22 protein-coding genes are annotated in these 25,107 nt (G+C 65.5%); 12 read left to right on the forward strand and 10 right to left on the reverse strand.

The genetic code is table 11. The features are described 5' to 3' along the window. Positions 1-65: 65 nt before the first annotated feature. From ABIB99_RS13605 to coxB, 5 genes are all read right to left on the reverse strand, one after another. Complete coding sequence (locus ABIB99_RS13605) at positions 66-716, reverse strand: cytochrome c oxidase assembly protein (protein ID WP_063980766.1); 651 nt, start codon at positions 714-716, stop codon at positions 66-68. A 5-nt stretch (positions 717-721) separates the two neighbouring features. After that, a complete protein-coding gene (locus ABIB99_RS13610; protein WP_014498510.1) occupies positions 722-898 on the reverse strand; it encodes a cytochrome c oxidase system small membrane protein in 177 nt (58 codons plus the stop codon). Further along, complete coding sequence (locus ABIB99_RS13615; protein ID WP_166076593.1) at positions 895-1,839, reverse strand: heme o synthase; 945 nt, start codon at positions 1,837-1,839, stop codon at positions 895-897. The genes ABIB99_RS13610 and ABIB99_RS13615 overlap by 4 nt, the downstream gene beginning before the upstream one ends. 61 nt (positions 1,840-1,900) lie before the next feature. Continuing rightward, a complete protein-coding gene (gene ctaD / locus ABIB99_RS13620; RefSeq protein ID WP_063980765.1) occupies positions 1,901-3,526 on the reverse strand; it encodes a cytochrome c oxidase subunit I in 1,626 nt (541 codons plus the stop codon). Between the two features lie 87 nt (positions 3,527-3,613). Continuing rightward, complete coding sequence (gene coxB, locus ABIB99_RS13625; protein WP_063980764.1) at positions 3,614-4,453, reverse strand: cytochrome c oxidase subunit II; 840 nt, start codon at positions 4,451-4,453, stop codon at positions 3,614-3,616. Between the two features lie 447 nt (positions 4,454-4,900). On the opposite strand from coxB, the gene ABIB99_RS13630 reads away from it, so the two are divergent. From ABIB99_RS13630 to ABIB99_RS13650, 5 genes are all read left to right on the forward strand, one after another. Then, positions 4,901-5,434 (forward strand): invasion associated locus B family protein, encoded by a 534-nt coding sequence (locus tag ABIB99_RS13630; RefSeq protein WP_354176166.1) that lies wholly within the window; start codon positions 4,901-4,903, stop codon positions 5,432-5,434. 120 nt (positions 5,435-5,554) lie between these two features. Continuing rightward, on the forward strand, positions 5,555-6,982 hold the full coding sequence (tldD, locus tag ABIB99_RS13635; protein WP_208089097.1) for a metalloprotease TldD: 1,428 nt from the start codon (positions 5,555-5,557) through the stop codon (positions 6,980-6,982). Continuing rightward, positions 6,979-7,755 (forward strand): signal peptidase I, encoded by a 777-nt coding sequence (gene lepB / locus ABIB99_RS13640; protein WP_063980763.1) that lies wholly within the window; start codon positions 6,979-6,981, stop codon positions 7,753-7,755. The genes tldD and lepB overlap by 4 nt, the downstream gene beginning before the upstream one ends. 23 nt (positions 7,756-7,778) lie before the next feature. Then, complete coding sequence (locus tag ABIB99_RS13645) at positions 7,779-8,120, forward strand: MmcQ/YjbR family DNA-binding protein (RefSeq protein WP_354176168.1); 342 nt, start codon at positions 7,779-7,781, stop codon at positions 8,118-8,120. Between the two features lie 12 nt (positions 8,121-8,132). Further along, the gene (locus ABIB99_RS13650) at positions 8,133-8,699 is read left to right on the forward strand and encodes a nucleotidyltransferase family protein (protein ID WP_354176170.1); all 567 of its coding nucleotides are present in this window, start codon (positions 8,133-8,135) and stop codon (positions 8,697-8,699) included. Here ABIB99_RS13650 and ABIB99_RS13655 read toward each other — a convergent pair whose 3' ends face one another. After that, complete coding sequence (locus tag ABIB99_RS13655; protein WP_354176171.1) at positions 8,700-9,563, reverse strand: LysR family transcriptional regulator; 864 nt, start codon at positions 9,561-9,563, stop codon at positions 8,700-8,702. A gap of 98 nt (positions 9,564-9,661) precedes the next feature. Here ABIB99_RS13655 and ABIB99_RS13660 point away from each other — a divergent pair, with 98 nt between their 5' ends. Further along, the gene (locus ABIB99_RS13660) at positions 9,662-10,573 is read left to right on the forward strand and encodes a DMT family transporter (RefSeq protein ID WP_354176172.1); all 912 of its coding nucleotides are present in this window, start codon (positions 9,662-9,664) and stop codon (positions 10,571-10,573) included. Between the two features lie 13 nt (positions 10,574-10,586). Then, positions 10,587-11,360, forward strand: a complete 774-nt coding sequence (locus ABIB99_RS13665) for an MBL fold metallo-hydrolase (RefSeq protein WP_354176173.1) — start codon at positions 10,587-10,589, stop codon at positions 11,358-11,360. Between the two features lie 225 nt (positions 11,361-11,585). Here ABIB99_RS13665 and ABIB99_RS13670 read toward each other — a convergent pair whose 3' ends face one another. From ABIB99_RS13670 to ABIB99_RS13680, 3 genes are all read right to left on the reverse strand, one after another. Continuing rightward, the gene (locus ABIB99_RS13670; RefSeq protein WP_071916903.1) at positions 11,586-12,356 is read right to left on the reverse strand and encodes a TIGR02186 family protein; all 771 of its coding nucleotides are present in this window, start codon (positions 12,354-12,356) and stop codon (positions 11,586-11,588) included. Further along, positions 12,353-13,270, reverse strand: a complete 918-nt coding sequence (locus ABIB99_RS13675) for a sulfite exporter TauE/SafE family protein (RefSeq protein WP_071916904.1) — start codon at positions 13,268-13,270, stop codon at positions 12,353-12,355. Before ABIB99_RS13675 ends, ABIB99_RS13670 begins: the two co-directional genes overlap by 4 nt. 299 nt (positions 13,271-13,569) lie before the next feature. After that, on the reverse strand, positions 13,570-17,070 hold the full coding sequence (locus ABIB99_RS13680) for a tetratricopeptide repeat protein (protein WP_354176175.1): 3,501 nt from the start codon (positions 17,068-17,070) through the stop codon (positions 13,570-13,572). 319 nt (positions 17,071-17,389) lie between these two features. Here ABIB99_RS13680 and ABIB99_RS13685 point away from each other — a divergent pair, with 319 nt between their 5' ends. Next, complete coding sequence (locus tag ABIB99_RS13685; protein ID WP_161495873.1) at positions 17,390-18,139, forward strand: outer membrane protein; 750 nt, start codon at positions 17,390-17,392, stop codon at positions 18,137-18,139. A gap of 12 nt (positions 18,140-18,151) precedes the next feature. On the opposite strand, the gene ABIB99_RS13690 is transcribed toward ABIB99_RS13685, so the two are convergent. After that, positions 18,152-18,742 (reverse strand): PadR family transcriptional regulator, encoded by a 591-nt coding sequence (locus ABIB99_RS13690; RefSeq protein ID WP_028159994.1) that lies wholly within the window; start codon positions 18,740-18,742, stop codon positions 18,152-18,154. Positions 18,743-18,937: 195 nt separating this feature from the next. Here ABIB99_RS13690 and ABIB99_RS13695 point away from each other — a divergent pair, with 195 nt between their 5' ends. The 4 genes from ABIB99_RS13695 (at position 18,938) to ABIB99_RS13710 (ending at position 24,802) form a co-directional block, all read left to right on the forward strand. Beyond that, positions 18,938-19,324 (forward strand): nuclear transport factor 2 family protein, encoded by a 387-nt coding sequence (locus tag ABIB99_RS13695; RefSeq protein ID WP_354176176.1) that lies wholly within the window; start codon positions 18,938-18,940, stop codon positions 19,322-19,324. A 40-nt stretch (positions 19,325-19,364) separates the two neighbouring features. After that, a complete protein-coding gene (locus ABIB99_RS13700) occupies positions 19,365-21,155 on the forward strand; it encodes an acyl-CoA dehydrogenase C-terminal domain-containing protein (RefSeq protein ID WP_208089104.1) in 1,791 nt (596 codons plus the stop codon). A 69-nt stretch (positions 21,156-21,224) separates the two neighbouring features. Beyond that, complete coding sequence (locus ABIB99_RS13705) at positions 21,225-22,433, forward strand: acetyl-CoA C-acetyltransferase (protein ID WP_231143818.1); 1,209 nt, start codon at positions 21,225-21,227, stop codon at positions 22,431-22,433. A 155-nt stretch (positions 22,434-22,588) separates the two neighbouring features. Continuing rightward, a complete protein-coding gene (locus ABIB99_RS13710; protein ID WP_063980752.1) occupies positions 22,589-24,802 on the forward strand; it encodes an FAD-dependent oxidoreductase in 2,214 nt (737 codons plus the stop codon). The last annotated feature ends 305 nt before the right edge of the window (positions 24,803-25,107 follow it).

Genomic DNA, 25,107 nt, shown 5'->3' on the forward strand with positions numbered 1-25,107 from the left:
CTCAATCCCGTGCCTGTCCGGCACTTATCCCCTTGTGTCCGACCCCCGCGGCATGAGCCCGGCGGTCAGAGATTTCCCTTGCGTTTGTCGTCCTCGCCCGACGCCAGCGGCTTCACCACGGGATCGCGCACCGGATAGAACGTGTAGGACAACGTGATCGTGTTCAGCCCGTCGTTCTCGTGATCGTCGGCGATCGACGGATCGACGTAGAACACGACCGGCATCTCGCGCTTCTCGCCGGGCGCCATGGTCTGTTCGGTGAAGCAGAAGCAGTTGATCTTCTGGAAGTAGGAGCCGACCGTCAGCGGGGCGACGTTGTAGGCCGCCTGGCCCGCGGTGGTGCGCGCGGCCTGGTTGGTCACGGTGTAAAAGACGGTCACGACCTGGCCAATATTGACCTCGATCTCGCTCTGCTCCGGCTCGAACTTCCAGGGCAGGCCGGGCGCGACGTTGGAATCGAAGCGCACCGCGATCTTCCGTGCGATCGGCCCGGTGGCCGGCGCCGAGGTCGCAACCTGCGTCGTGCCGTTGAAGCCGGTGGCGCGGCAGAACCAGTTGTAGAACGGCACCGCCGCGTAGGAGGCACCGACCATCAGCGCCACCACGCCGCCGCAGATCGAGGCGACCAGCACGTCGCGGCCAAGACCCTTGGAAGGCCCCCGCCCCTGCTTAGCCGTCCGGCTCTGATCCCGCGATATGGTGGGCTCTCGATCCATGTTTCCTACATCGGCCGGACGAGTACTGCCGGTCCCTTGACGATGGTGACGGCGAAGAACAGCACCACGAGCACGCCGAGCGCGAGCGCGATCGCGATCGAGCGCTGGCGGCGGCTCTTCTTCTGCGCCTCCGTGAGGACGATTCCATTCATCTCAGGTTTGTCGGCCATTCCAGCGATCATGCGCCCCCTACCATCGGAGCAAGCGCCCGGAACACGACTTCGGCCAGCAGGGTTGCAAACAGTGCGAACAGATAAAGGATGGAGAAGGCGAACAGCTTGCGGGTCGCGCGCAGCGATTGGCTGCGCTCGCGGCGCACATAGACGTTGATCGCGAGCACAAGCATGCCGGCGCCGAGGATCAGCGAGACGATGCCGTAGATGGCGTCGAAATAGCCGAGCGCCCACGGGGCGGCGGCGACCGCGATCAGCACGATGGTGTAGAGCAGGATCTGAAGCCGCGTCGCGTCGGGACCGGCGACGTTGGGCAGCATCGGAATGCCGGCACGCGCGTAGTCGTCGGAGCGGAACAACGCCAGCGCCCAGAAGTGCGGCGGCGTCCAGAAGAAGATGATGGCGAACAGCAGCAGCGGCTCGACGTCGACGGTGCCCGTGACCGCGGCCCACGCCACCACCGGCGGCAGCGCACCGGCGGCGCCGCCGATCACGATGTTCTGTGCGGTCCGGCGCTTCAGGATCATCGTGTAGATCACGACGTAGAAGAAGATGGTGAAGGCGAGCAGCGCGCCGGCGATCCAGTTGACGAGGATGCCGAGCGTCATCACCGAGAAGAAGGCTAGCGTCATGCCGAACGCCATCGCCTCGGGACGGGTGATGCGGCCGCGCGGAATCGGCCGGTTTGCCGTGCGCGACATCTTGGCGTCGATATCGCCTTCGAGCGCCATGTTGAGCGCTCCGGAAGCGCCGGCACCGACCGCGATGCAGAGCAGCGAGGTGATGGCCAGCACCGGGTGGAAATGCCCGGGCGCCATCGCCAGTCCGACCAGCGCGGTGAAGATCACCAGCGACATCACCCGCGGCTTGAGCAGCGCAATGTAGTCGCCCACCTCCGCTTCGGAGATGCGGGGATCGATGTCGATGGCGTTATGGTCGAGGACGGACACTAGTTTTGACTCGCTTCGTTATAGAGCCGCGGCGCCCGTCACGGGCGCCGCGGGCGTTGGCTTACTGCACGCGGGGCAGCACTTCGAACTGATGGAAGGGCGGCGGCGAAGGCAGCGTCCATTCCAGCGTGGTCGCGCCCGCACCCCACGGATTGTCGCCAGCCGGCACCTTTTTCGCGAAGGCGTCGAACACGCAGTAGAGGAAGATCAGCACGCCGAAGCCGGAGATGTAGGAGCCGACCGAGGAGACCAGGTTCCAGCCGGCGAACGCGTCGGGATAGTCGACGTAGCGGCGCGGCATGCCCGACAGGCCGAGGAAGTGCTGCGGGAAGAACACAAGGTTCACACCGATGAAGGTGACCCAGAAGTGCGCCTTGGCCAGCGTCTCATTGTACATGTAGCCCGACATCTTCGGGAACCAGTAGTACCAGCCGGCAAAGATCCCGAACACCGCACCGAGCGACAGCACGTAATGGAAGTGCGCGACGACGTAGTAGGTCTCCTGGAGCACGCGGTCGACGCCGGCATTCGCCAGCACGACGCCGGTGACACCGCCGACAGTGAACAGGAAGATGAAGCCGACCGCCCAGATCATCGGGGCACGGAACTCGATCGAGCCGCCCCACATCGTGGCGATCCACGAGAAGATCTTCACGCCGGTCGGAACCGCGATGACCATGGTCGCGGCGACGAAATAGGCCTGCGTCGCCGAGGACATGCCGACCGTGTACATGTGGTGCGCCCACACCACGAAGCCGATGCCGCCGATCGCCACCATGGCGTAGGCCATGCCGAGATAGCCGAACACGGGCTTGCGCGAGAAGGTCGAGACGATCTGGCTGACCATGCCGAAGGCGGGCAGGATCAGGATGTACACCTCGGGGTGGCCGAAGAACCAGAACAGATGCTGGAACAGCACGGGATCGCCGCCGCCGTCCGGCGCGAAGAACGTCGTGCCGAAATTACGGTCGGTGAGCAGCATGGTGATCGCACCGGCGAGCACCGGCAGCGACAACAGCAGCAGGAACACCGTCACCAGGATCGACCACACGAACAGCGGCATCTTGTGCAGGGTCATGCCCGGCGCGCGCATGTTGAAGATCGTGGTGATGAAGTTGATGGCGCCGAGGATCGACGAGGCGCCCGCCAGATGCAGCGACAGGATCGCGAAGTCGACGGCCGGGCCCGGATGGCCCGAGCTCGACAGCGGCACGTACATGGTCCAGCCGGCGCCAACGCCGTTGGCACCCGGCTCGCCCTCGACGAAGGTCGACATCAGCAGCAGCGCGAAGGAGGCCGGCAGCAGCCAGAACGAGATGTTGTTCATGCGCGGGAACGCCATGTCGGGCGCGCCGATCATCAGCGGCACGAACCAGTTGCCGAAGCCGCCGATCATCGCGGGCATGACCATGAAGAAGATCATGATCAGGCCGTGAGAGGTCACGAACACATTATAGGTGTGCGTCTCGTGGAAGATCTGCACGCCCGGATACATCAGCTCGGCACGGATCGCGATCGACATCGCGGCACCGATGACGCCGGCGATGACCGCGAAGATCAGGTACATCGTACCGATGTCCTTGTGGTTGGTCGAATAGACATAGCGCCGCCATCCGGTCGGATGGGCGTGCTCGTCATGTCCGTGGTCTTGCGCGTGATCGCCGTGTGCCGCTGCGCTCGTTGCCATTTTCAAATCCTGCCTTGCGTCCCGTTCGGACCTTCTGCGGTCCCGCCCTTTATGTCGCTTTCTGTCCCTCGAGCCGTCGCCCGGCGCTTACTGCGTCGGGCCGGCCGCGGAGGCGAAAGTGCTGGTGCCGCCGCTCGCATATTTCTTCTTTGCCGTTTCGACCCAGGAGGCGAAGTCCTTGTCCTCCACGACGCGAATCGCGATCGGCATGAAGGCGTGGTCCTTGCCGCAGAGCTCCGAGCACTGGCCGTAGAACATGCCGGTCTTGGTGGCCTTGAACCAGGTCTCGTTCAGCCGCCCCGGAATGGCGTCGATCTTGACGCCGAAAGCCGGCAGCGCGAAGGCGTGGATGACGTCCGCGCCGGTGACCTGGACACGAATCACCTTGTTGACCGGCACCACCATCTCGTTGTCGACGCCGAGCAGACGGGGCTGCTTGTCCTGGGCCATCAGCGAGTCGAACTCGAACTTGCCGTTATCAGGATAGGCATAGGACCAGTACCACTGCTTGCCGGTGGCCTTGATGGTCAAATCCGCCTTCGGCACGTCGAGCTCGAGGAACAGCAGGCGGAACGAAGGCACCGAGATACCGACCAGGATCAGCACCGGAACGAGCGTCCAGGCCACCTCGATCAGCGTGTTGTGCGTGGTCCGCGACGGCACCGGATTGGCCTTCGCGTTGAACTTCATGACCACGATCACGAGCAACGCCAGAACGAACAGCGTGATCAGCGTGATCAGCACAAACAGAAAGTTGTGGAACCAGACGATGTTGTCCATCACCGGCGAGGCGGATTGCTGGAGCGTCCATTCCCACGGCGCCGGCTGCCCGAGCTCGGCATATGCCGCACCGCCCGTCGCCAGCGTCAGACCCGCCACGGCCAATCCCAGCAAGTGCCGGCCCACATGGCCCATCGACATCCTCATGCCGTTCGCGCTCCCCTAACGAAATCACCCCAAGTGCATCCCCCTATTTCCGGGAAACGCTTATTCGATCCGCCCGTCTGACAAACCGCCGCGCAAGAATACCTCTAAGAGGAATTGGGGCCAGATCGCTAGAACGCCGAAATCAAGCCTCTCAAACCATAATTCTTGATCTATCGCAATGCAGTCTTGAGCCCCGTCTGTCAGCCATCACCCGCAAGATATTTCCTAGTAACATCAGAGAAAAATACCGTTTCCCGGGATGCCGCGGCTTGACAGCGGCATTGCCCGCGGTAGGCACTGGCAGACAGCCGCGCAGGAACCTGATTCGTGCGGGCGATGGCGGTGTTGGCGGCGCGGAATTTGCTTGCGAATTGCCTTCAAGACGCCGTCATTCCCGTATCAGTCCGCCAGGCGCGAGCGACCCAGGCGAGCAGAGGGACCGACCCAATGGGGTTTTCGAGAAGCATGGCAAGGCAGGCGAGCGGCCCCACGATGCTGGCGGCCCTGCTGGTGGTGGTCATCGTCATGGCGATCCCGGGCCTCGCCCATGCGCAGGGCGCGGTGCGCTCCGTCCATGGCGACTGGCAGATCCGCTGCGACACCCCGCCCGGCGCCCAGACCGAGCAATGCGCCCTGATCCAGAGCGTGGTGGCCGAAGACCGCTCCAATGCCGGCCTCACCGTGATCGTGCTCAAGACCGCCGACCAGAAGAGCCGGCTGATGCGGGTGGTCGCCCCACTCGGCGTGCTGCTGCCATCCGGCCTCGGGTTGAAGCTCGACAACCAGGACGTCGGCCGCGCCGGCTTCGTCCGCTGTCTGCCCAATGGCTGCGTCGCCGAGGTCGTCATGGACGACAAGCTGCTCGGCCAGCTCCGCACCGCCAAGACCGCGACCTTCATCATCTTCGAGACCCCGGAAGAAGGCATCGGCTTCCCGCTCAGCCTGAACGGGCTCGGCGAGGGCTATGACAAGCTGCCATAAGGCGGCAGGCGCGTCCGCGCGCGGCGAATCCTATCGTTTCGTAATGTGGCACCTGGCACCCTCGCGGAACCGCCGGGAAACCATTATCTTGCCCTACATCTTCCGATAATGGACGGACGCATGACCAATCCAGCCACAACCTCCCTGCTCGACCGCGCCAATCTCGATCGCGACCAGGTTCGCAACGAGCTCGCGCGCGGGCTTGCCGGTGCCGACGACGGCGAACTGTTCCTGGAATACAGCCAGACCGAAGCGCTGATGTTCGACAATGGGCGGCTGAAGCAGGCGACCTATGACACCTCGCAGGGCTTCGGCCTGCGCGCCGTCAAGGACGACGCCGTCGGCTATGCCCATTCCTCCGACGTGTCGCTGCCGGCGCTGATTCGCGCCGCCGACGCGGTCGCTGCCGTGCGCGGCGGTTATTCGGGCAGCTTTGCGGCCCCGCCGGCGCATACCAACGTGCGGCTTTATAGCGACGACAATCCGCTCGATGCGCCGGGTTTCGAGACCAAGGTCAAGCTGCTCGCCGAGATCGACGCTTACTTACGCGACAAGGATCCGCGGGTGCGGCAGGTCAGCGTCAGCCTGGGCGCGACTTGGCAGGTCGTCGAGATCCTGCGGCCCGACGGCGAGAGCTATCGCGACATCCGCCCGCTCGTGCGCGTCAACGTCTCCGTCGTCGCCGGTCAGGGCGACCGCCAGGAGAGCGGCAGCAAGGGCTATGGCGGCCGCGCCGGCTATGCGGAATTCATCGAGAGCAAGAACTGGCGCGATGCCGCCGACGGCGCGCTGCGCGAGGCCCTGGTCAATCTGGAATCGATCCCTGCCCCCGCCGGCGAAATGGACGTCGTGCTTGGTGCCGGCTGGCCCGGCGTGATGCTGCATGAGGCGGTCGGTCACGGCCTCGAAGGCGATTTCAACCGCAAGAAGACGTCGGCCTTTGCCGGCCTGATGGGCCAGCAGGTCGCGGCCAAGGGCGTCACCGTGGTCGACGACGGCACCATTGCCTCGCGCCGCGGCTCGCTGTCGATCGACGACGAGGGCACGCCGACCAACCGCACCGTGCTGATCGAGGACGGCATTCTAGTCGGCTACATGCAGGACCGCCAGAACGCGCGCCTGATGAACATGAAGCCGACCGGCAACGGCCGCCGCCAGGGCTACGCTCACGTGCCGATGCCGCGCATGACCAACACCTACATGCTCGCGGGCGACCGCGACCCGGCCGAGATCCTGGCGTCCGTGAAGAACGGCGTCTTCGCCGCAAATTTCGGCGGCGGGCAGGTCGACATCACCTCGGGCAAATACGTGTTCCAGTGCACCGAGGCCTACAAGATCGAGAACGGCAAGATTGGCGCGCCGCTGAAGGGCGCCATGCTGATCGGCAACGGACCGACCGATTTGCATCGCATCCGCATGATCGGCAACGATCTCGCGCTGGATACCGGCATCGGCACCTGCGGCAAGAACGGTCAGGGCGTGCCCGTCGGCGTCGGCCAGCCGTCGCTTCTGATGGAACGTATTACTGTAGGTGGAACGGGCGCATGAGCGTTGAGAAGGTAACTGTCACCGCCAAGCGGAAGAGCAGCGGCTGGGCTGGTCAGCTGATGCAGCTCGCCGGCATCGTCGCCGCCGTGTTCATCGCCAAGGGCGCGCTCGCCGAGCCGTTCTACGTGCCGTCGGGTTCGATGGAGCCGACGCTCCTGATCGGCGATGCGCTGCTCGCCTCGAAATTCCCCTATGGCTACGGCACCTCGTCGCTGCCGATCCAGATCAACCTGCCCGAAAGCGGCCGCGTCTTCGCGGAGACGCCGAAGCAGGGCGACGTCGTCGTGTTCCGCTGGCCCGGCGATCGCTCGCAGGCCTGGGTCAAGCGCGTCGTGGGTCTGCCTGGCGACCGCATCCAGATGCGGCAGGGCCAGCTCTTCATCAACGACCGCCCCGCCGAGCTGAAGCCGGATGGTGTCGGCGCCGCCGAAGACGACAATGGCGGCAGCGAGCCTGCCTACCGCTACATCGAGACCCTGCCGAACGGCGTGTCGCATCTGATCTTCAAGATGCGCGACAACGGTCCGCTCGACAACACGCCTGAAGTGACGGTGCCGCCCGGCCACCTCTTCGTGCTCGGCGATAACCGCGACAATTCCGCCGACAGCCGCGTGCCCCTGCGCTCCGGCGGCGTTGGCCTGCTGCCGATCGACAATCTGGTCGGACGCGCCGATGCCGTGCTCGGCTCCTGGGATCTCGGCATGCGCGGCCAGCCGGTGTGGACCTGGCTCTCCGGCTTCCGGCTCGCGCGGTTCTTCACCGCCGTGCACTGAGCTGATCCCAAGGTCTTGATCAAATGACCTTCGACGACGTCAGAAAATTTGCGCTGACGTGGCCGGAGGTCGAGGACGGCACCTCCTACGGCACGCCGGCGCTGAAAGTGCGCAAGAAGATGCTGGCGCGGCTGAAGGAGGACGGCGACAGTCTCGTCATGCCCGACGTCCCCATCGACGAGCGCGCGATGCTGGTCGAGAGCCAGCCAAAAATCTTTTATTTCACCGATCACTATTCCGACTATCCGATCGTGCTGATCCGCCTGTCCAAGGCGAAGCGCGCGATCGTCGAGCCGTTCCTGCGGCGGCGCTGGCGGGGCCTCGCCTCAAAGACCGCGCGCGCCGCGTTCGATGCCAGCGCGTGAATGATGGCCGCGATGGATCGCGACCGCTTCCTCACGCTGGCGCTGAAGAACCCGGTCAATGTTGCAATCATCGGCGAGCTCACCTCGCTCGCGCTTCCCGATGCGTGGCTCGTGTCAGGGTGCCTGGTGCAGACGGCGTGGAACGTACTCACGGACCGCGCGGTCGATCATGGCATCGCCGATTACGACGTGTTCTATTTCGATCCTGACACCTCATGGGAGGCGGAGGACGCGGTGATCCGCACGCTGCATGCGCGGCTCGCGCATCTCGGCGTCAAGATCGAGACCCGCAACCAGGCGCGTGTGCACCTTTGGTATCCCGGCAAGCACGGCCTGCCCTATCCGCCTCTCACCTGCTCGACCGACGGCATCGACCGTTTCCTCACCCAGAACACGCAAGTCGGTGTGAGGCACGGAGGCGACAGCTTTGAGGTCTACGCGCCGCACGGCTTCGACGACATAACCGGATTGATCGCGCGGCCCAATCCGGGCCCGAACTTCTCTGCGGCGAGTTACGCGGTGAAGGCCGCGCGATGGAAGGCGTTGTGGCCGGAACTCACAGTGATTGCCGCGGAGTGATCACGCCGCCTTGGCCTGTACATTGTCGCAGAACTCCGCGAGCCGATCCGCAAGCCGCAGCGTTGCGGGGCTGGCACCGGGCGAAGCCATCAGCGCCACTTCGGTCCGGTTGATCGGCTCAAAGCCGTCCTTGGCGGTCAGCACGCGGTGGTCGGACTGGATCGACATCTCCGAGAGAATGCTGAGGCCCATGCCGGCGGCAACCGCCGCCTGGATGCCGGCAAGGCTCGACGACGAGTAGGACATGTGCCAGGCGCGACCCGCGCTTTCCAGCGCGTGGATGGCACCGGCGCGATAGAGACAGCCGAGCGGAAATCCGATCAGCGGCACGGACGAGGCGTTGACGTCGACCGGATGGCTCTTGCTGGTGACCCAGTGCACCCGCTCCGGCCACACCGCGATGGCACCTTTCGCGCCGGCCTCGCGCTTGAACAGCGCCAGGTCAAGCTCGCCGCGTTCGAGGTCGCGGGACAGGTTCTTGCTCTGGTCGGCGCGCACATCCATTCGCAGACCCGGATGTGAGCGCGAGAAGGCGCCGAGCAGTTTTGCCAGCCGGTACGCCGCAAAATCCTCGGGGATGCCGAGCCGGATCGCGCCCTCGCTGTCGGGCTCGCGCAGCACGTCGCGCGCCTCCTCGGCGAGCGTGAGCAGCCGCCGCGCATAGGACAGCAACCGCTCGCCGGCCTCGGTGGGGCGCACGTCCTTGCCGTCACGGTGCAAGAGCAGCTGGCCGACGTCCTCCTCCAGCCGCTTGATCTGCTGGCTGACGGTCGATTGCGTGCGGTGGACGCGCTCGCCGGCGCGGGTGAAGCCGCCGGCCTCGACCACCGAGACGAAGCTGCGCAGGAGCTCCAGGTCGAGCATGGCCGCCTCCATTCGAAAATCCACTGATCGGAAGTTAATCATTTAATTTCCAAATGACAAGCCGTCTCCCTAGATCGAGGGTTCAGGAGAATGCCCTCATGTCGCTCGCCACCTCGCTTCCCGCAGCCCCCAGCCGGTTCAACACGCTACCGCTCGCCATCGGACTGTTTTGCCTGCTCTGGAGCTATGCCTTCGTCGCCGGAAAGATCGGCGTCACCCATTGCCCGCCGCTGATCCTGCTCGCCGCGCGCTTCTCGCTCGCCGGCATTTTGATCCTCGGTGCGACGCTGATCCGCGGTGATGGCTGGTCCTTGTCCTGGCGCGATGCCGCGATCTTCGCCGTGCTCGGCATCGCCAACAACGCGCTCTATCTCGGGCTCGGCTACACCGGCCTGCAATCGGTCTCCGCCGGCCTCGGCGGCCTGATCGTCTCGGCCAATCCGGTATTCACGGCGGCGCTCGCCGCGTTGCTGCTTGGCGAAGGCATGACCTGGCGCAAGGCGGGCGGTCTCCTGCTCGGCATCATCGGCGTGACCCTGATCGTCTGGCATCGCCTGTCGGTCGGCACCGACTCCCTGCACGGCACCGTCTTCACCCTAGCCTCGCTCGCCTCCATCGTCGCCGGCACGATTCTGTTCAAGCTGCTGGCGCCGAAGGGAAGCCTGTGGATCGGCAACGGCGTGCAGAACCTCGCCGCCGGCATCGTGCTGACGCCGGTCGCGTTCACCTTTGCCGACGTCCACGCAATCGATTTCACCCCGGGCCTGGTCGGCGCCTTCGCGTTCCTCGTGCTCGGCGGCTCGATCCTCGCCTACTGGCTCTGGTTTCATCTCCTGAAAGTGTGTGGCGCAACGGCTGCGAGCGCCTATCATTTCCTGATGCCGCCGCTCGGCATGCTGTTCGCCTACATCGTGCTCGGCGAGCATGTCGAGGCCCGCGACCTGCTCGGCATCATCCCGGTCGCGCTCGGAATTTACCTGGTGACGCGCCCCGCAAAGCCCGTCGCGTAAGAGGAGTTTTCTGATGCCCATTTCCATCACCCTGATCGGCGGCCCTACCGCGCTGATCGAGATCGACGGCTTCCGCCTGCTCACCGATCCGACCTTCGATGCGCCCGGCGCCTACCAGCTGCCGCATGTGACGCTGGAGAAGACCACCGGTCCCGCGATGAAGGCCGATGCGATCGGCCCGATCGATGCGGTCCTGCTCAGCCACGACCAGCACTCCGACAATCTCGACAATTCCGGCCGCGCGTTTCTCAAACACGCAAAGCGCGTGCTGACGACCGAGGCCGGCGCAAAACGCCTCGGCGGCCATGTCGAGGGCCTCGCGCCCTGGGCGACCTCGCATCTGAAGGACCGTGACGGCAACACGCTGACGATCACCGCGACGCCCGCGCGCCACGGCCCCGCCGGCATCGAGCCGCTGTCGGGCGACGTCATCGGCTTCGTGGTGTCCTCGAGCCGGACGGACACGAGCGACGTCTACATCAGCGGCGACACCACCTGGTTCGACGGCGTCGCCGAGGTCGCGCGCCGCTTCAAATGCGGCGTGGTGCTGCCGTTCGCGGGCGCGGCGCAAACGCGCGGGCCGTTCCACCTCACCATGGACACCAACGACACCATCGAGACGGCGCGCGCCTTTCCGGATGCGATGATCGTGCCCTTGCATACCGAGGGCTGGGCGCATTTCCGCCAGGACGGCGAGGATCTGCGCAAGACCTTTGATGTGCTCGGCTTCGGGACCCGGTTGCGATTGCTGGAGCCGGGCCTGCCGACGGTGGTTGAGGCGCCGTGAGCCTCAGCTGTCATGCCCCGGCTTGCCGCCTTCGCTGAAGCTTCGGCGGCCGGGCGAGCTTGTGGCCCGGCGTAGCCTTGGCGGAGCCGGGACCGGGGCATCCAGTACGCCGCGGCGGTCGTTGCGAGAGCGAGCTATTCGACGAAGGCCTCTGGAATACTGGATCGCCCGGTCGAGCCGGGCGATGACGGGAGGAGAGAGTGGTGCTCCTCGCAATGACGGACGCTAATCCTTCCGAAACACGATCGACGCCATCCAGCCCGTCATCAGCGCCATCGCGGCCGTCGCGAGGCCGTAGATCAGCCCGTGCTGCCGCGCACTGGTCGCGACGAACTGCTCGAAGCCGACCTTGACGATCTCGAACGCGGTCTCGGTCTTGGTGACCAACGCGCCGTTCGCGAACAGCTTGATTTCCACCTCATAGGTGCCGATCGGCACCTCCTCCGGCAGTGGAATGCCGGTGCGGAACAGCGTCGGCGTCAGGAACGTCACCGCGCTCGGGTCCTCGCGATAGAGACCTTTCTGGGTTCGCAGGCGGATGAAGGCCGAGCGGAACGCATCGTTCGGCACCACGTCGGCATAGTCGCCGCTGACCCGTTGGGTCAGCAGCACGTTGTTGAGCCCGATCTGCTGCCGCCGCGCGATCTCGGGCGATGTGATGACATCGAAGGGGCGGTTGGCGAACAGCGCGAGATAGCTCGGCACCGCCAGGAACTGCCGGTAGTCGGTGTTGATCCAGATGCCGAAGGTGCGCTCCTTGCGCCGCGTCACCATGTCGGCGCGCGGGCCCATCACGGTGACGACGAGATCGTAGCTCTTGCGGTCCGCAGGCGTGGAGGCGTCCTTCTCGACCGAGCCGAACAGCACCAGTTCCTCGCCGGAATAGTTCGGCGTCACCGTGACGCGGTGGTTGGAGACCGACACGATCAGTCGCTCGGCGCGCGCCGCTGAGCCCAGCAGCAGAACGAGAAGGATTGCGAGAGCTGCGCGCATCATCCGCTCACTCCCAATTCACGGATGGTGAAGAGATCCTCGGGCCGGATCACCAGCTCGATGGCGAAGCGGACGCCGACCGAAAGGATCAACAGGCCCAGCAACAGCCGCAGCTGCTCACCCCGGATCTTCTGGCCGGCGCGGGCGCCGAACTGCGCGCCGGTGACGCCGCCGACCATCAGGATCAGCGCCAGCACCGCGTCGACAAGGTGATTGGTCACCGCGTGCAGCAAGGTCGCGAACAGCATCGTGACCAACGTCAGGACCATCGAGGTCCCGATCACGGTCGAGGTCGGCACCCGCAGCAGATAGATCATGATCGGCACCAGGATGAAGCCGCCGCCGATGCCCATGATGGCGCCGATGAAGCCGATCACGATGCCGACGATCACGACCGGAATGACCGAGAGGTAGATCTTCGAGCGCTTGAACCGCATCTTCAGCGGCAGGCCGTGGATCCAGCTGTGCGTGCGCCGTGGCGGCACCGCGCCGCGGCGGGTCCGCATCAAGGCGCGCAGGCCCTCGGAGAACATCAGGCTGCCGACCGTGGTGAGCAGCACCACGTAGGACAACGCGATCATCAGATCGAGCTGGCCGAGCGCGCGAAGCTGCGTGAAGGTCCACACCCCGAGCGCCGTGCCGGTGACGCCGCCGCATAACAGCACACTCGCCAGTGCCGGGTCGATCGCACGCCGCCGCCAGTAGGACAGCGCACCGGAAAAAGAGGAGGCCGCGATGTGGCTCGCAACGGAGGCGACCGCGACTGCCGGCGTGATCCCGATGAAAATCAGGAGCGGGGTCATCAGGAAGCCGCCGCCGATCCCGAACATGCCGGAGACGAAGCCAACCGCCGCACCCATCGCCAGCACCAGGAAGATGTTGACCGGCAGATCGGCTATCGGGAGATAGAGCTGCATCGAAGGACCACACTCCGGCGAAATGGATCGATTGCGCGGGAATGCTCGCCGGACGGTCGGAACGATTGCCGCGCCTTTCAATAGCGGAATTCGTTGTCGGGCGGGACCATGAATTTGGGGCGTGGTGAATACGGCGCGCGAGCTGTCTCCCCTCACCCTGAGGAGCCTGCGCAGCAGGCGTCTCGAAGGGCGAAGCCCGGATCGGTGGTGGGGGCCTGCATGGTTCTCGCGGCGATGCGAAGCATCGTCCGCTACGCGCGCCAGGGCGCGCTCCTCACCATGAGGAGTGAGAGTGCGCTCTAGTGCGCCGCCGAGGCTGAGCGCTTGGTCGCGACCGGCTTCGGCGCAGGCTTTGCGTTCGCCTGCGGCGCGCTGTCCCAGCCGCCGTTCGGGGCGGGAACATTGACGGCATCGTCAGGCTGCGGCTCGGCGCTGAAAGTCTGGATCGCGAGCTTGGCGGCGGCGAGCGACTGCGGATCGAGCCGCTTGGCGACGTCGTCGCGCTTGCCCGACGCATCCGCGTCACCCTGGGCGGCTGCGAGAGTGAACCATTTGTAGGATTCGGCGAGGTTCTGCTCCACGCCGATGCCGCGGGCATAGAGGATGCCGAGGTTGAACTGGCTGTCGGCGACGCCGCGATCGGCGGCCTTGCGGAACCACTGCGCCGCGCTCTTGTAATTGGCGCCGCGTCCGCCGCCGTCGGCGTCGAGCACCGCGAGATTGTGCATCGCCTTGGCGTTGCCGCGCTCGGCGGCTTGCGTGTAGTAGCGGCGGGCGATGTCGGCGTCCTTCTTCACCCCGAGGCCCTTCTCATAGAGCGTGCCGAGGCGGAAGGTCGCGGGCACCACGCCGGCCTGCGCCGCGCGGTCGTACCATTTGGCGGCTTCATCGTAATTCGCAGCGACGCCCTTGCCCTCGGCAAAGCGCACGCCGATCTCGTAGGCCGCGGTCGCATCGCCCTTCATCGCGGCGGTGCGCAGCACCGGACCGCCGATGCCGTCAGGGAGCTTCTCGCTCGGCGGCACCTGGATCATGCCGAGCCTCGCGCGGCTCGCGCCCGACAGCGCGCCGGTGACGTCGTTGCTCGCCGCAGGCGGTGGTGGCGTCGCGGGGACCGGCGGGATTTCGACCGAAGCCGAGCTGCCCGACCCTGCCATGGGAGCCGGCGCGGGATTATTCAGCGACTGCTTCCCGATCGGCGTCGGCGAGGTCATCGACGGCGTGACCTGCTCGGGCGTGGCAGGCCTGGTCTCGACCGGCGGCGGCGGAGCCTGCGGCGCGGGCGCGCTCGACGAATTCTCCATCGCCTGCGGTGACGGTGGCGGGCTGCCGCCATCGAGCAGGTTCATCGCCATCTTGAAGGTGCCGAGCACGATCACGACCACGCTGGCGCCGACCAGCAGCGAGCGGATCTTCGAGGTGATGGTCGAGCCGCCTTCCTGGCCCTTGTCCTTGGTGCGGCCTGCGATGGCCGCCTTGGCAGCTGCCTTTGCACTTGCCTTGGCACCGCGGGCCGGCTTTTCCGGCTGCGCGGCGGCGGCCTGCGCGGCGCGGCGTGCGGCCGCGATAAAGCTCGACGACGACACCGGCTCTTTCGGCGCGGCGGGGATTTCGCTGATCGCGCTTTCGGACGCGGCAATGCGCTCCGAGGGCGTGGCGACGCGGCCGCCCGGCCGTGTGCCCGGCTCGAGCGGATGGTCCGGCGGCAATTCCGGTGCGAGCGCGGCGCGCGCGGGCGCCGTGTGCGGCTCGAGGATCTCGCTGATCGCACGCGGCGGAACGGGCGGTGCCGTTGGCACCGGCGGCGGCGCGGCCGGTGCGGCGGCATGGAATTCGCGCGGCGCGGCGACGAAGGCGCCCTGTGGCGGCTGTTGCGCGGCGGCCGGGTTCATCAGCTCCGGCTTCGGATCGTATTTCGGCTGCTGCTGCGGCTGCTGCCACGGCTCGCGCGCGACAGGCGGGGGCTCCATGGGCGCGGCCATTGGCATCGACATGGACGTCGAACTGGGCATCGGCTGCGGCGCGGGGGCCGGCGGCGCCGTGCGCACCGCGCGCAGATCACCCTCGATCATCGAGAGGCGATCGACGACATGGCCGAGCGCGCTGTGCACGGCCTCGAGCGAATCCTGGGTGCTGCGGTTGGTCTCGGCCTGGCTGAAGCGGATGTCGGAGAGCTCGCGCTTGACCAGATCGACCATGCCGGAATCGGCAGACGGTGCCGAATTGCGGCTTTCGGCGAGGGCGGAATAGGTCGCCTGCTGCCGCTCCAGATGCCGCAGGATGTCGTGCAGCCCGTCCTCGACGCGACTTAGATTGCCGTTGCGCGGATCGGAGGCGGCTTCGATGCGCTCCAGCAGATACGAGACCCGCTGTTCGAGATGCGCAAAGGTCGACGCGGAATCGTTGCCGACCTGCATGCGGTCGAAACGGTCCGACAGCGCGCGGATCGCGGCTTCGAGATGCTCGCTGCTCTCGGTGGGCTGCGGCCGCTCGCGCGTTTCCAGCGCGGCGGTGAGGGCCGCGATGCGCTGCTCCAGTACCGCAAAGCTGTCGCTGGGGCCGGACGAGCGGGTGACCTGGTCGACCTTGGAGGACAGCAGCTGCACGTCTTCGGAAAGACGCGCCAGCGCTTCGTTGGAGGCGACGTTGGAGACGATGCTGCGCAGCGCCGAGATCGCGCCTTCGAGCTGGCGCACCGTCGACGGGTCGTCATTGGCGCGCAGGATCAGATCGAGCTTGGCGCCGAGATTGCGGATCGCCTCGTCGTAGCCGGTGAGCTGCTCGGCCGGCGTCAGCGTGCGCAGCACCTGCTTGATCTCGGACAGCGCGTGCTCGATGCCCGACAGGACCTGGCCGTCCGTCCCGGACGAGCGGGTCTCGTCGATGCGACGATGCAGCGAGCGGATCTCGTTCTCGATCGATTCGATCGCGCGGCGCGGCATCGCCTCGGTGATGGCGTGGCGGATCTCGGCGAGCTCGCTGCGGAAAGCGTTGATCGCCTGCTCGGTATTGTCAGGGCGCTGGAGCGACTCGATCTGGCTCGTGATCTTGAGCAAATGGCGCTCGAGCGACGAGAAATCCGGCCCCGGCTGCGGGGGCGGCGGTGCATAGGCAGGCGCGGGCGGCGCCATCGGGGGCGCGAAAGGAGCTGCCGTCGGTGCAATCGACGGCGCTGCGCGTGGCGGTATCTGCCGCGGCGTAAAGCCGTCGAGCTCGCTCTGCCGGGCCGTGATCTCGGCGACGGCAACGTCGAACGACGCGGGGCTCAGGGGAGGTGAATTGCGATAGACCTGTGCGGCCGCGCGCTCGACCATATCGGCCTGGCGCTGGCGCGTCTCGACGGGTGCCGGAGCCGGTGCCGGCCGCTGAGGTTGCTGCGGCTTTGAGATTTGCGACAGCCGCGCATCGAGCCGCGAGATCGCGTCGTTGAGCTGGCGCGCGACGCCCTGCTCGCGCGAGACGTCTGGTCGCGACGCGTCCTGTCGTGAAGCATCTTGGCGCGGCGCGGGCTTTGAAATCCGTTCGATCTGCTGGGTGATCGCGTCGAGCCGCTGGTGGATATCGGCGACGTCGCGGCTCTCCTGGCTCGGCATCTGTTGCGGGCGCTGATCCTGGCGCTGCTCTTGACGTTGTTCTTGGCGTTGATCGTAAGGTCCGCGAAAATTCGGCGGGGCCGTCTCGCCGAGCGTGGAGTTCAGCCAATCGTTGAGTGACATGCCGGCACGACGCGCAGCAGCTTCGGCCCGCTCCCTGACGGATGGATCGATGCCGTCAACACTCCACGATACGCGCGAATTCATGACTCTGTCCGGTTCCGACTCCGGCGCCCCACCCGGCGCCTCCAGCCTCCCCACGCGTGCCGGTTGTGAAGACAATCGGATTTGGCGCGGGTCGTCTGCCTCGAAAACCGACTTTTTCCTGTTACGGTAAATAACGGGTTAAGGAACGCGTTGCCGGTGTCTTAAAGTTGGGCGCCGGGAACCCGATTGCCGCCGTTGGCCCCGCCCCAAAGCTGCGTCCCGACAAAGATTTCGCCACGCGCCCGATCCGCACGTCTCAATGGATAGAGAGCGGCCCGATCCACGGGCGGGTTCTTGCCTGACTGGATTGTTGGCTGACATGAAAAGGTTGCTCGTGGCCGCGATGGCGGCCGGACTGGCATCGCATGCTGTTGCCGCCGATGCCCCGGCGGCAGCGCCTGCGGTGAAGGCACCGGCGCCCGCGGGATACAATTGGACCAGCTGCTATGTCGGCATCCAGGGCGGCGGCAACTGGGGCAAGAGCGAGCATGTCCGGCGCGCCGGCGACGACTCCGGGCCAACGATCACAGGGACTTTCAATCTCAGCGGTGCTGCCGTCGCGGGCGGTGTCTTCGGCTGCGATTTCCAGATCGAAAAGACCGTGCTCGGCTTCGAGAACGACGCGTCATGGACCAACCAGCACGGCAAGGTGCAGGATCTGCCGCCCTTCAACGTCGGGGTGACGAGCGGCACGCGGGAAAAATGGATCGATATGTTCCGCGGCCGTGTCGGTTACGCGCTCGATCAGTTTCTGATCTATGGCACGGCCGGTATCGCCTTCGCGGGCACCGAGGTCACCGTGTCCAACCAAGTGGTGCAGGTCACCAGCTCCCAGACCCGCACCGGCTTGGCGGCCGGGCTCGGTGGTGAATGGGCGGCCTATGTCGATACCTGGGGCGCCGTGACCCTCAAGCTCGAATATGTGCACGTCGATTTTGGCAGCAAACGATATGTCGATCCGCCGATCAGCGGCGCCGTCACGCGCGACGTCCGGCTGACGGACGACATCGTCCGCGCCGGCGTCAATGTCCGGTTCAACTGGGATAGGCCGGTCGTCACGAAGTACTAGGGCTGCGCAGGCTCAGCCCTTCCCCTCGCGCTTGCCGTCCTCCAGCGGCACGACCGTGCCCTTGCCGCTCATCGCCGATAGCGCCTGGAGCGCCTCTTCGCAGAAATCGGCCACCATCTGCTCGTGGCGGGCACCGAGCTGAAGCAGCAGCAGATTGCCGAGGTCGAGCACGCCCGACGCCGAGCCCTCCGGGAATCGCTTCTTGAGGATCCGCTCGTAATTCTCGTGCCGGTCGCGGTGGTGCTCCAGCCGGGCCATCAGATCGGTGCGCATGGGCTCGATGTCGATGCTGTCGAGCGCGTGCAGCCGCACCAGCAGGTCGTCCTTGATCGAGGGCGGTGTGCTCGGCCGCGCGGCCCAGTGCCGCAGCGCTGTTCGGCCCTCGGGAGTCAGCGTATAAATCAGTTTGTTGGGCTTGCCCGATTGCACGACCTCGCGGCCCTGGATGTAGCCGCGGTCGCGCAGCTTCGAGAGCTCGCGGTAGATTTGCTGGTGGTCGGCTTTCCAGAAGAAGCCGATCGAGGAATCGAATGTCTTGGCGAGCTCGTAGCCCGTCATCGGACGTTCCGTCAGACATGCGAGGATTGCGTCGCCCAGCGCCATGGCACCAGCTCCCTTTCGAGGTCTCGACCAATTGACTTGACTTTATGCGCATCGGTGCATATGCGTCAATGTGCATATGAGGCGGGCTTCAGACCCGCCCTTATCGGCCATCGCGCTACTGTGCATGGGGTTGTTTTCGCGTTTTTGCCAAGGCCTTTGATCAAGAAGGCCTTTGACTAAGGGAGGCACCTGAGAATGACCGGCCTCGATTCCTGGTACGCCTTTATGAAGTCCCACGACCGCGCCGCGCTCTGGGACCTGCTCCATCCTGACGCCGTGTTCGAAAGTCCCGTGGTGCATTCGCCACAGCGCGGCCGCGACATCACCTTCAAATATCTCGCCAGTGCCGTGAAGGTGCTCGGCGGTCCCGGCTTCACCTATGTCGGTGAGTGGAAAAGCGCCAACGGCGCGGTGCTCGAATTCAAGAATGTCATCGACGGCATCGAGATCAACGGTGTCGACATTATCACCTTCGATGCCGAGGGACGCATCACCAATTTCAAGGTGATGGTGCGTCCGCTCAAGGCGATCAACATGCTGCACCGCCTGATGGCGGAGCAGTTGGCCGCCGCTCAATCATAAGCCAACATCATCACTTCAGACCGCCTGCCGGGAGACCATCATGCCGATCTATAAAGCCCCCGTCGAAGACGTGAACTTCCTGCTCAACGACGTCTTCCAGATCGATCGCTACGACAATCTGGCCGGCTTCTCCGATGCGTCGAGCGACGTGCGCGAAGCCATCCTCGGCGAAGCCGCGAAGCTTGCGGAAGAAGTGTTGCAGCCGCTCAACCGCGTCGGCGATCTCGAAGGCTGCAAGCGCGCCGATGACGGCAGCGTCACCACGCCGAAGGGTTTTAAGGACGCCTTCAAGCAAGTGGCAGAGGGTGGTTGGCTCGGCCTGTCGGCGCCGACCGAGTTCGGCGGCCAAGGCCTGCCGGTGACGCTGAGCCAGGCGGTCAACGAATTCCAGATCTCCGCCAACATGGCGTTCTCGATGTATGGCGGCCTCACCATGGGCGCGACCGCGGCGCTGATCGTGCACGGCTCGCCCGAGCAGAAGCAGACCTACGTGCCGAAGATGGTGGCGGGTGAGTGGACCGGCACCATGAACCTGACCGAGCCGCATTGCGGCACCGATCTCGGCATGCTCCGCACCAAGGCGATCCGCCAGCCCGACGGCAGCTTCAAGATCACGGGCACGAAGATCTTCATCTCGGCCGGTGAGCATGACCTCGCCCCCAACATCATCCATCTCGTGCTCGCCCGCATCGAGGGCGCACCGGCCGGCATCAAGGGCGTGTCGCTGTTCGTAGTGCCGAAATTCCTGGTCAATGCCGATGGTTCGGTCGGCGCACGCAACGGCGTGGTGTGCGGCTCGATCGAGCACAAGATGGGCATTCACGGCAATTCCACCTGCGTGATGAACTACGACAGCGCCACCGGCTGGCTGATCGGCGAAGAGAACAAGGGCATGCAGGGCATGTTCGTGATGATGAACGAGGCCCGCCTCGGCGTCGCCGTTCAAGGTCTCGCGCAGTCCGAGGTCGCCTATCAGAACGCGGTCGCCTATGCCCGCGAGCGCATCCAGGGCCGTTCGCTGACCGGCGTGAAGGCGCCGGACAAGCAGGCCGACCCGATCATCGTGCATCCCGACGTGCGCCGCACGCTGCTCTCGATCCGCGCCTTCAACGAGGCGGCGCGCGCCTTCGTGATGTGGACCGCGCTGAAGAGCGACGTCGCCCATCGCTCCGAAGATCCCAAGGACCGCCAGGCCGCCGACGACCACATGGGCCTGATGACGCCCGTGCTGAAGGGCTTCCTCACCGATTACGGCTTTGCCAACGCGGTGCAGGCGCAGCAGATGTATGGCGGCCACGGCTACATCGCCGAGCAGGGCATGGAGCAGTTTGTGCGCGATGCCCGCATCGCCATGATCTATGAAGGCGCCAACGGCATCCAGGCGCTCGACCTCGTCGGCCGCAAGCTGCCGCGCGACGGCGGCCGCGCCATCATGGCGTTCTTCGGCGAGGTCATGGCCTTCGCCAAGGAGAACGGCGGCGACGAGGCACTAAAACCCTTCATCGCGCCGCTCTCGGCTTCGCTCGGCCATCTCCAGCAGGCCACGACCTGGCTGATGCAGAACGCGATGGCAAAGCCCGACAATGCCGGTGCTGCCGCAACCGATTACCTGCATCTCTTCGGCTTCGTCACGCTCGGCTACATGTGGGCGAAGATGGCCAAGGTGACGCAGGCCAAGATTGCCGCGAGCGGAGCGACGCCCTATCTCTCGACCAAGCTCGTCACCGGCCGCTTCTTCATGGAGCGCATGCTGCCGGAGACCGCCGCCAATCTCGCCCGCATCCAGGCCGGCTGCGCCACCATCATGGAACTGCCGGCGGAAGCTTTCTGAGGCTTCCCGCTTCGCCAATGATCCGACCGCGCCGCGGTCGTAACCAATAACTGCAATCAGGAGGCTCCCATGGCAGATGCCTATATCTACGACCACGTCCGAACCCCGCGCGGCCGCGGCAAGGCGGACGGCGCGCTGCACGAGGTGACCGCGCTCGCGCTCGCCACCGTGCCGCTCAAGGCGCTGAAGGACCGCAACAATTTGCCGGAAGATTCCGTCGACGACGTCGTGCTCGGCGTGGTCGACCCCGTCGGCGAAGCCGGCAGCGACATCGCGCGCTTCGCCGCGCTCAAGGCCGGCCTCGGTGAAGCCGTGCCCGGCGTGCAGATCAGCCGCTTCTGCGCTTCCGGCCTCGACGCTGTGAACTTCGCAGCAGCCCAGGTGATGAGCGGCCAGCATGAGCTGGTGATCGGTGGCGGCGCCGAATCCATGAGCCGCGTCGGCATCGGCGCCTCCGGTGGCGCCTGGCCGATGGACCCGTCGATGGCGGTGCCGGCCTACTTCATGCCGCAGGGCGTCTCGGCCGATCTGATCGCCACGAAGTACGGCTTCTCGCGCGACGACGTCGACGCCTATGCCGTGCAGAGCCAGCAGCGCGCCGGCAAGGCCTGGGACGAGGGCCGGTTCAACAGGTCCATCGTGCCCGTGAAGGACATCAACGGCCTCACCATCCTCGCCAAGGACGAGCACATGCGTCCCTCGACAACGATGCAGTCGCTGGCACAGCTCCAGCCGTCGTTCACGATGATGGCGCAGATGGGCGGCTTTGACGGCGTCGCGGTGCAGTCGCACCCGGAAATCGAGCGCGTGAACTACGTGCACCACGCCGGCAACTCGTCGGGCATCGTCGACGGCGCCGGCGCCGTGCTGCTCGGCAGCAAGGAAGCGGGTAGCAAGTACGGCCTGAAGCCGCGCGCAAAGATCCGCGCCTTCGCCAATGTCGGCTCCGAGCCGGCGATGATGCTGACCGGTCCGGTCGACGTCACCGAGAAGCTGTTCGCGCGTTCGGGCATGAAGAAGTCGGACATCGACCTGTTCGAGCTCAACGAAGCCTTCGCCTCCGTCGTGCTGCGCTACATCCAGGCCTTCGACATCGACAACGCGAAGATCAACGTCAATGGCGGCGCGATCGCACTCGGCCATCCGCTTGGCGCCACCGGCGCGATGATTTTGGGCACCGTGCTCGACGAGCTCGAGCGCACCAACAAGGCGACCGCCTTGGTGACGCTGTGCATCGGCGGCGGCATGGGCACCGCGACCATCATCGAGCGCGTCTAACGAGCTGCCGTAGGGTGGGCAAAGCGAAGCGTGCCCACCATTGCTGTCTCCGCGAAGGATGGTGGGCACGGCGCAAGAGCGCCTTTGCCCATCCTACGAGATCTCAAGTCAACCGCCGCGCCTGAGATCGGCTGCGGCACCGAGGAGCAACCAACATGGCTTACAAGAACTTTAGGGTTGAGACCGATTCCGACGGCATCGCGCTCGTCACCTGGGACATCCCGGGCCGTTCGATGAACGTGCTCGACGAGACCTCGACCAGCGAGCTCGATGCGATCGTCAAGGAAACCACGGCCGACGCCGCCGTGAAGGGCGTCGTCATCACCTCCGCCAAGGAGGCGTTCTGCGCCGGCGCCGACCTGTCGATGCTCGAGGGCATGAACCAGGCCTACGCCAAGGTCTTGAAGGAGCAGGACGAGACCGCCGCAAACCAGATGCTGTTCGACCAGAGCCGGCGCTTCTCGCAGGTGCTGCGTTCGATCGAGACCTCCGGCAAGCCGTGGGCGGCCGCGATCAACGGCCTCGCGCTCGGCGGCGGTTTCGAGATCACGCTGTGCTGCCACTACCGCGTCGCGGCGGAAAATCCCAAGACGCGCCTCGGCCTGCCCGAGGTCAAGGTCGGCCTGTTCCCCGGCGCCGGCGGCACGCAGCGCGTGCCGCGCCTGGTGCCGCCGCAGGACGCGATGACGATCCTGCTCAAGGGCGATCCGGTCACGGTCGAGAAGGCCAAGGCGCTTAATCTGATTCACGCCATCGTTCCCGCAGGCGACCTCGTCAAGGCGGCGAAGGACTGGATCAAGGGTGGCGGCAAGGCGGTCGCGCCCTGGGACGAGAAGGGCTTCAAGCTGCCGGGCGGTCCGGTGTTCTCCAAGGCCGGCATGATGATGTTCCCGGCTGGCAACGCGATCTATCGCCGGGAGACCTACGACAATTATCCGGCCGCGCGCGCGATCATGAGCTGCGTCTATGAAGGCCTGCAGTTGCCGATCGACGCCGCGCTGCGCGTCGAGTCGCGCTACTTCACCTCGGTGCTGCGTTCGAAGGAAGCAGCCGCGATGATCCGCAGCCTGTTCCTGTCGATGCAGGAGCTGAACAAGGGCGCGCGCCGCCCGAAGGACGTAGCCCCGACCAAGGTGAAGAAGATCGCGGTGATCGGCGCCGGCTTCATGGGTGCGAGCGTCGGCTACGTCTCGGCCCGCGCCGGTCTCGACGTCGTCCTGATCGACCGCGACCAGGAGAGTGCCGACAAGGGCAAGGCGCATGCTCAGAAGGTGATCGAGGAGCAGATCAAGAAGGGCCGCGCCAAGCCCGGTGACGCCGACGCGCTGCTCGCGCGCATTACGCCGACTGCCGATTATGCTGCACTCAAGGACGTCGACCTCGTCATCGAGGCCGTGTTCGAGGATCGCAAGGTCAAGGCTGATACCTTCGCGAAGGCGCAGGAGCATATGAAGCCGGACGTGATCTTCGCGTCGAACACCTCGACGCTGCCGATCACCTCGCTGGCCGAGGGCTTCAAGGACCAGGGCAAATTCGTCGGCATCCACTTCTTCTCGCCGGTCGAGAAGATGATGCTGGTCGAGATCATCAAGGGCAAGAACACCGGCGACCTCGCGCTCGCGACCGCGCTCGATTACGTCCGGCAGATCGGCAAGACGCCGATCGTCGTCAACGACAGCCGCGGCTTCTTCGCCAATCGCTGCGTCGGCCGCTACGTCGCCGAAGGCAACGAGATGTTCCTCGAAGGCGTGCCGCCGGCGATGATCGAGAACTGCGCCAAGATGGCCGGCATGCCGGTCGGTCCGCTCTCGCTCTCGGACGAAGTCGCACTCGACCTCGGGCTCAAGATCATGAAGGCGACGGAAGCCGATCTCGGCCCGAACGCCATCAACCCCGATCAGAAGAAGCTGATGGTGGAGATGGTCGAGAAGCAGGGCCGTCTCGGCCGCAAGAACAGCAAGGGCTTCTACGACTACCCCGAGAAGGGCAAGGGCCAGAAGAGCCTGTGGCCGGGCCTCTCGGCGCTGCAGCCGAAGCAGCTCGATCCCGACACGCTCGACATCGAGGAGCTGAAGCAGCGCTTCCTGGTGGTGCAGGCGGTGGAAGCCGCGCGCACGGTCGAGGACCACGTCATCACCGACCCGCGCGAGGCGGATGTCGGCTCGATCCTCGGCTTCGGCTTCGCGCCGTTCACCGGCGGCACGCTGTCCTACATCGACTTCATGGGCACGAAGAAATTTGTCGAGCTCTGCCACACGCTGGAGGCGAAGTACGGCTCGCGCTTCACCCCGCCGAAGCTTCTCGAGGAGATGGCCGCGAAGGGAGAAACCTTCTACGGCCGATTCGCGCCGAAGAAGGCTGCAGCCTGACCACCCAAGATCATTTGAGAAGAAAGGCCGGATCGTCGATCCGGCCTTTTTGTTTGGGGAGACGTCATCACGGTTGCGTCAGATTTGTTCCCGGCTTGTGGAACCAATCACAGAATTCGCGTAGGACCCGTGTCAGAGTCCCCCGCTGCCGTGGTGTCGCGCAATTGTCATAGGCGTGTCGAAGCGGCGCCGTTCTTTTGCTCGGCCCTGGCACTAGTCTTGCTCCGGGTCAGGGTTCCGAATCCGGTTGGGACACTTGCCGAGCCATCGGCAGGTTGAAGACAAAATAAGAAAGTATCCTTGAT

The organism is Bradyrhizobium sp. LA6.1, from assembly GCF_040547805.1.
GTDB classification, from domain to species: domain Bacteria; phylum Pseudomonadota; class Alphaproteobacteria; order Rhizobiales; family Xanthobacteraceae; genus Bradyrhizobium; species Bradyrhizobium barranii.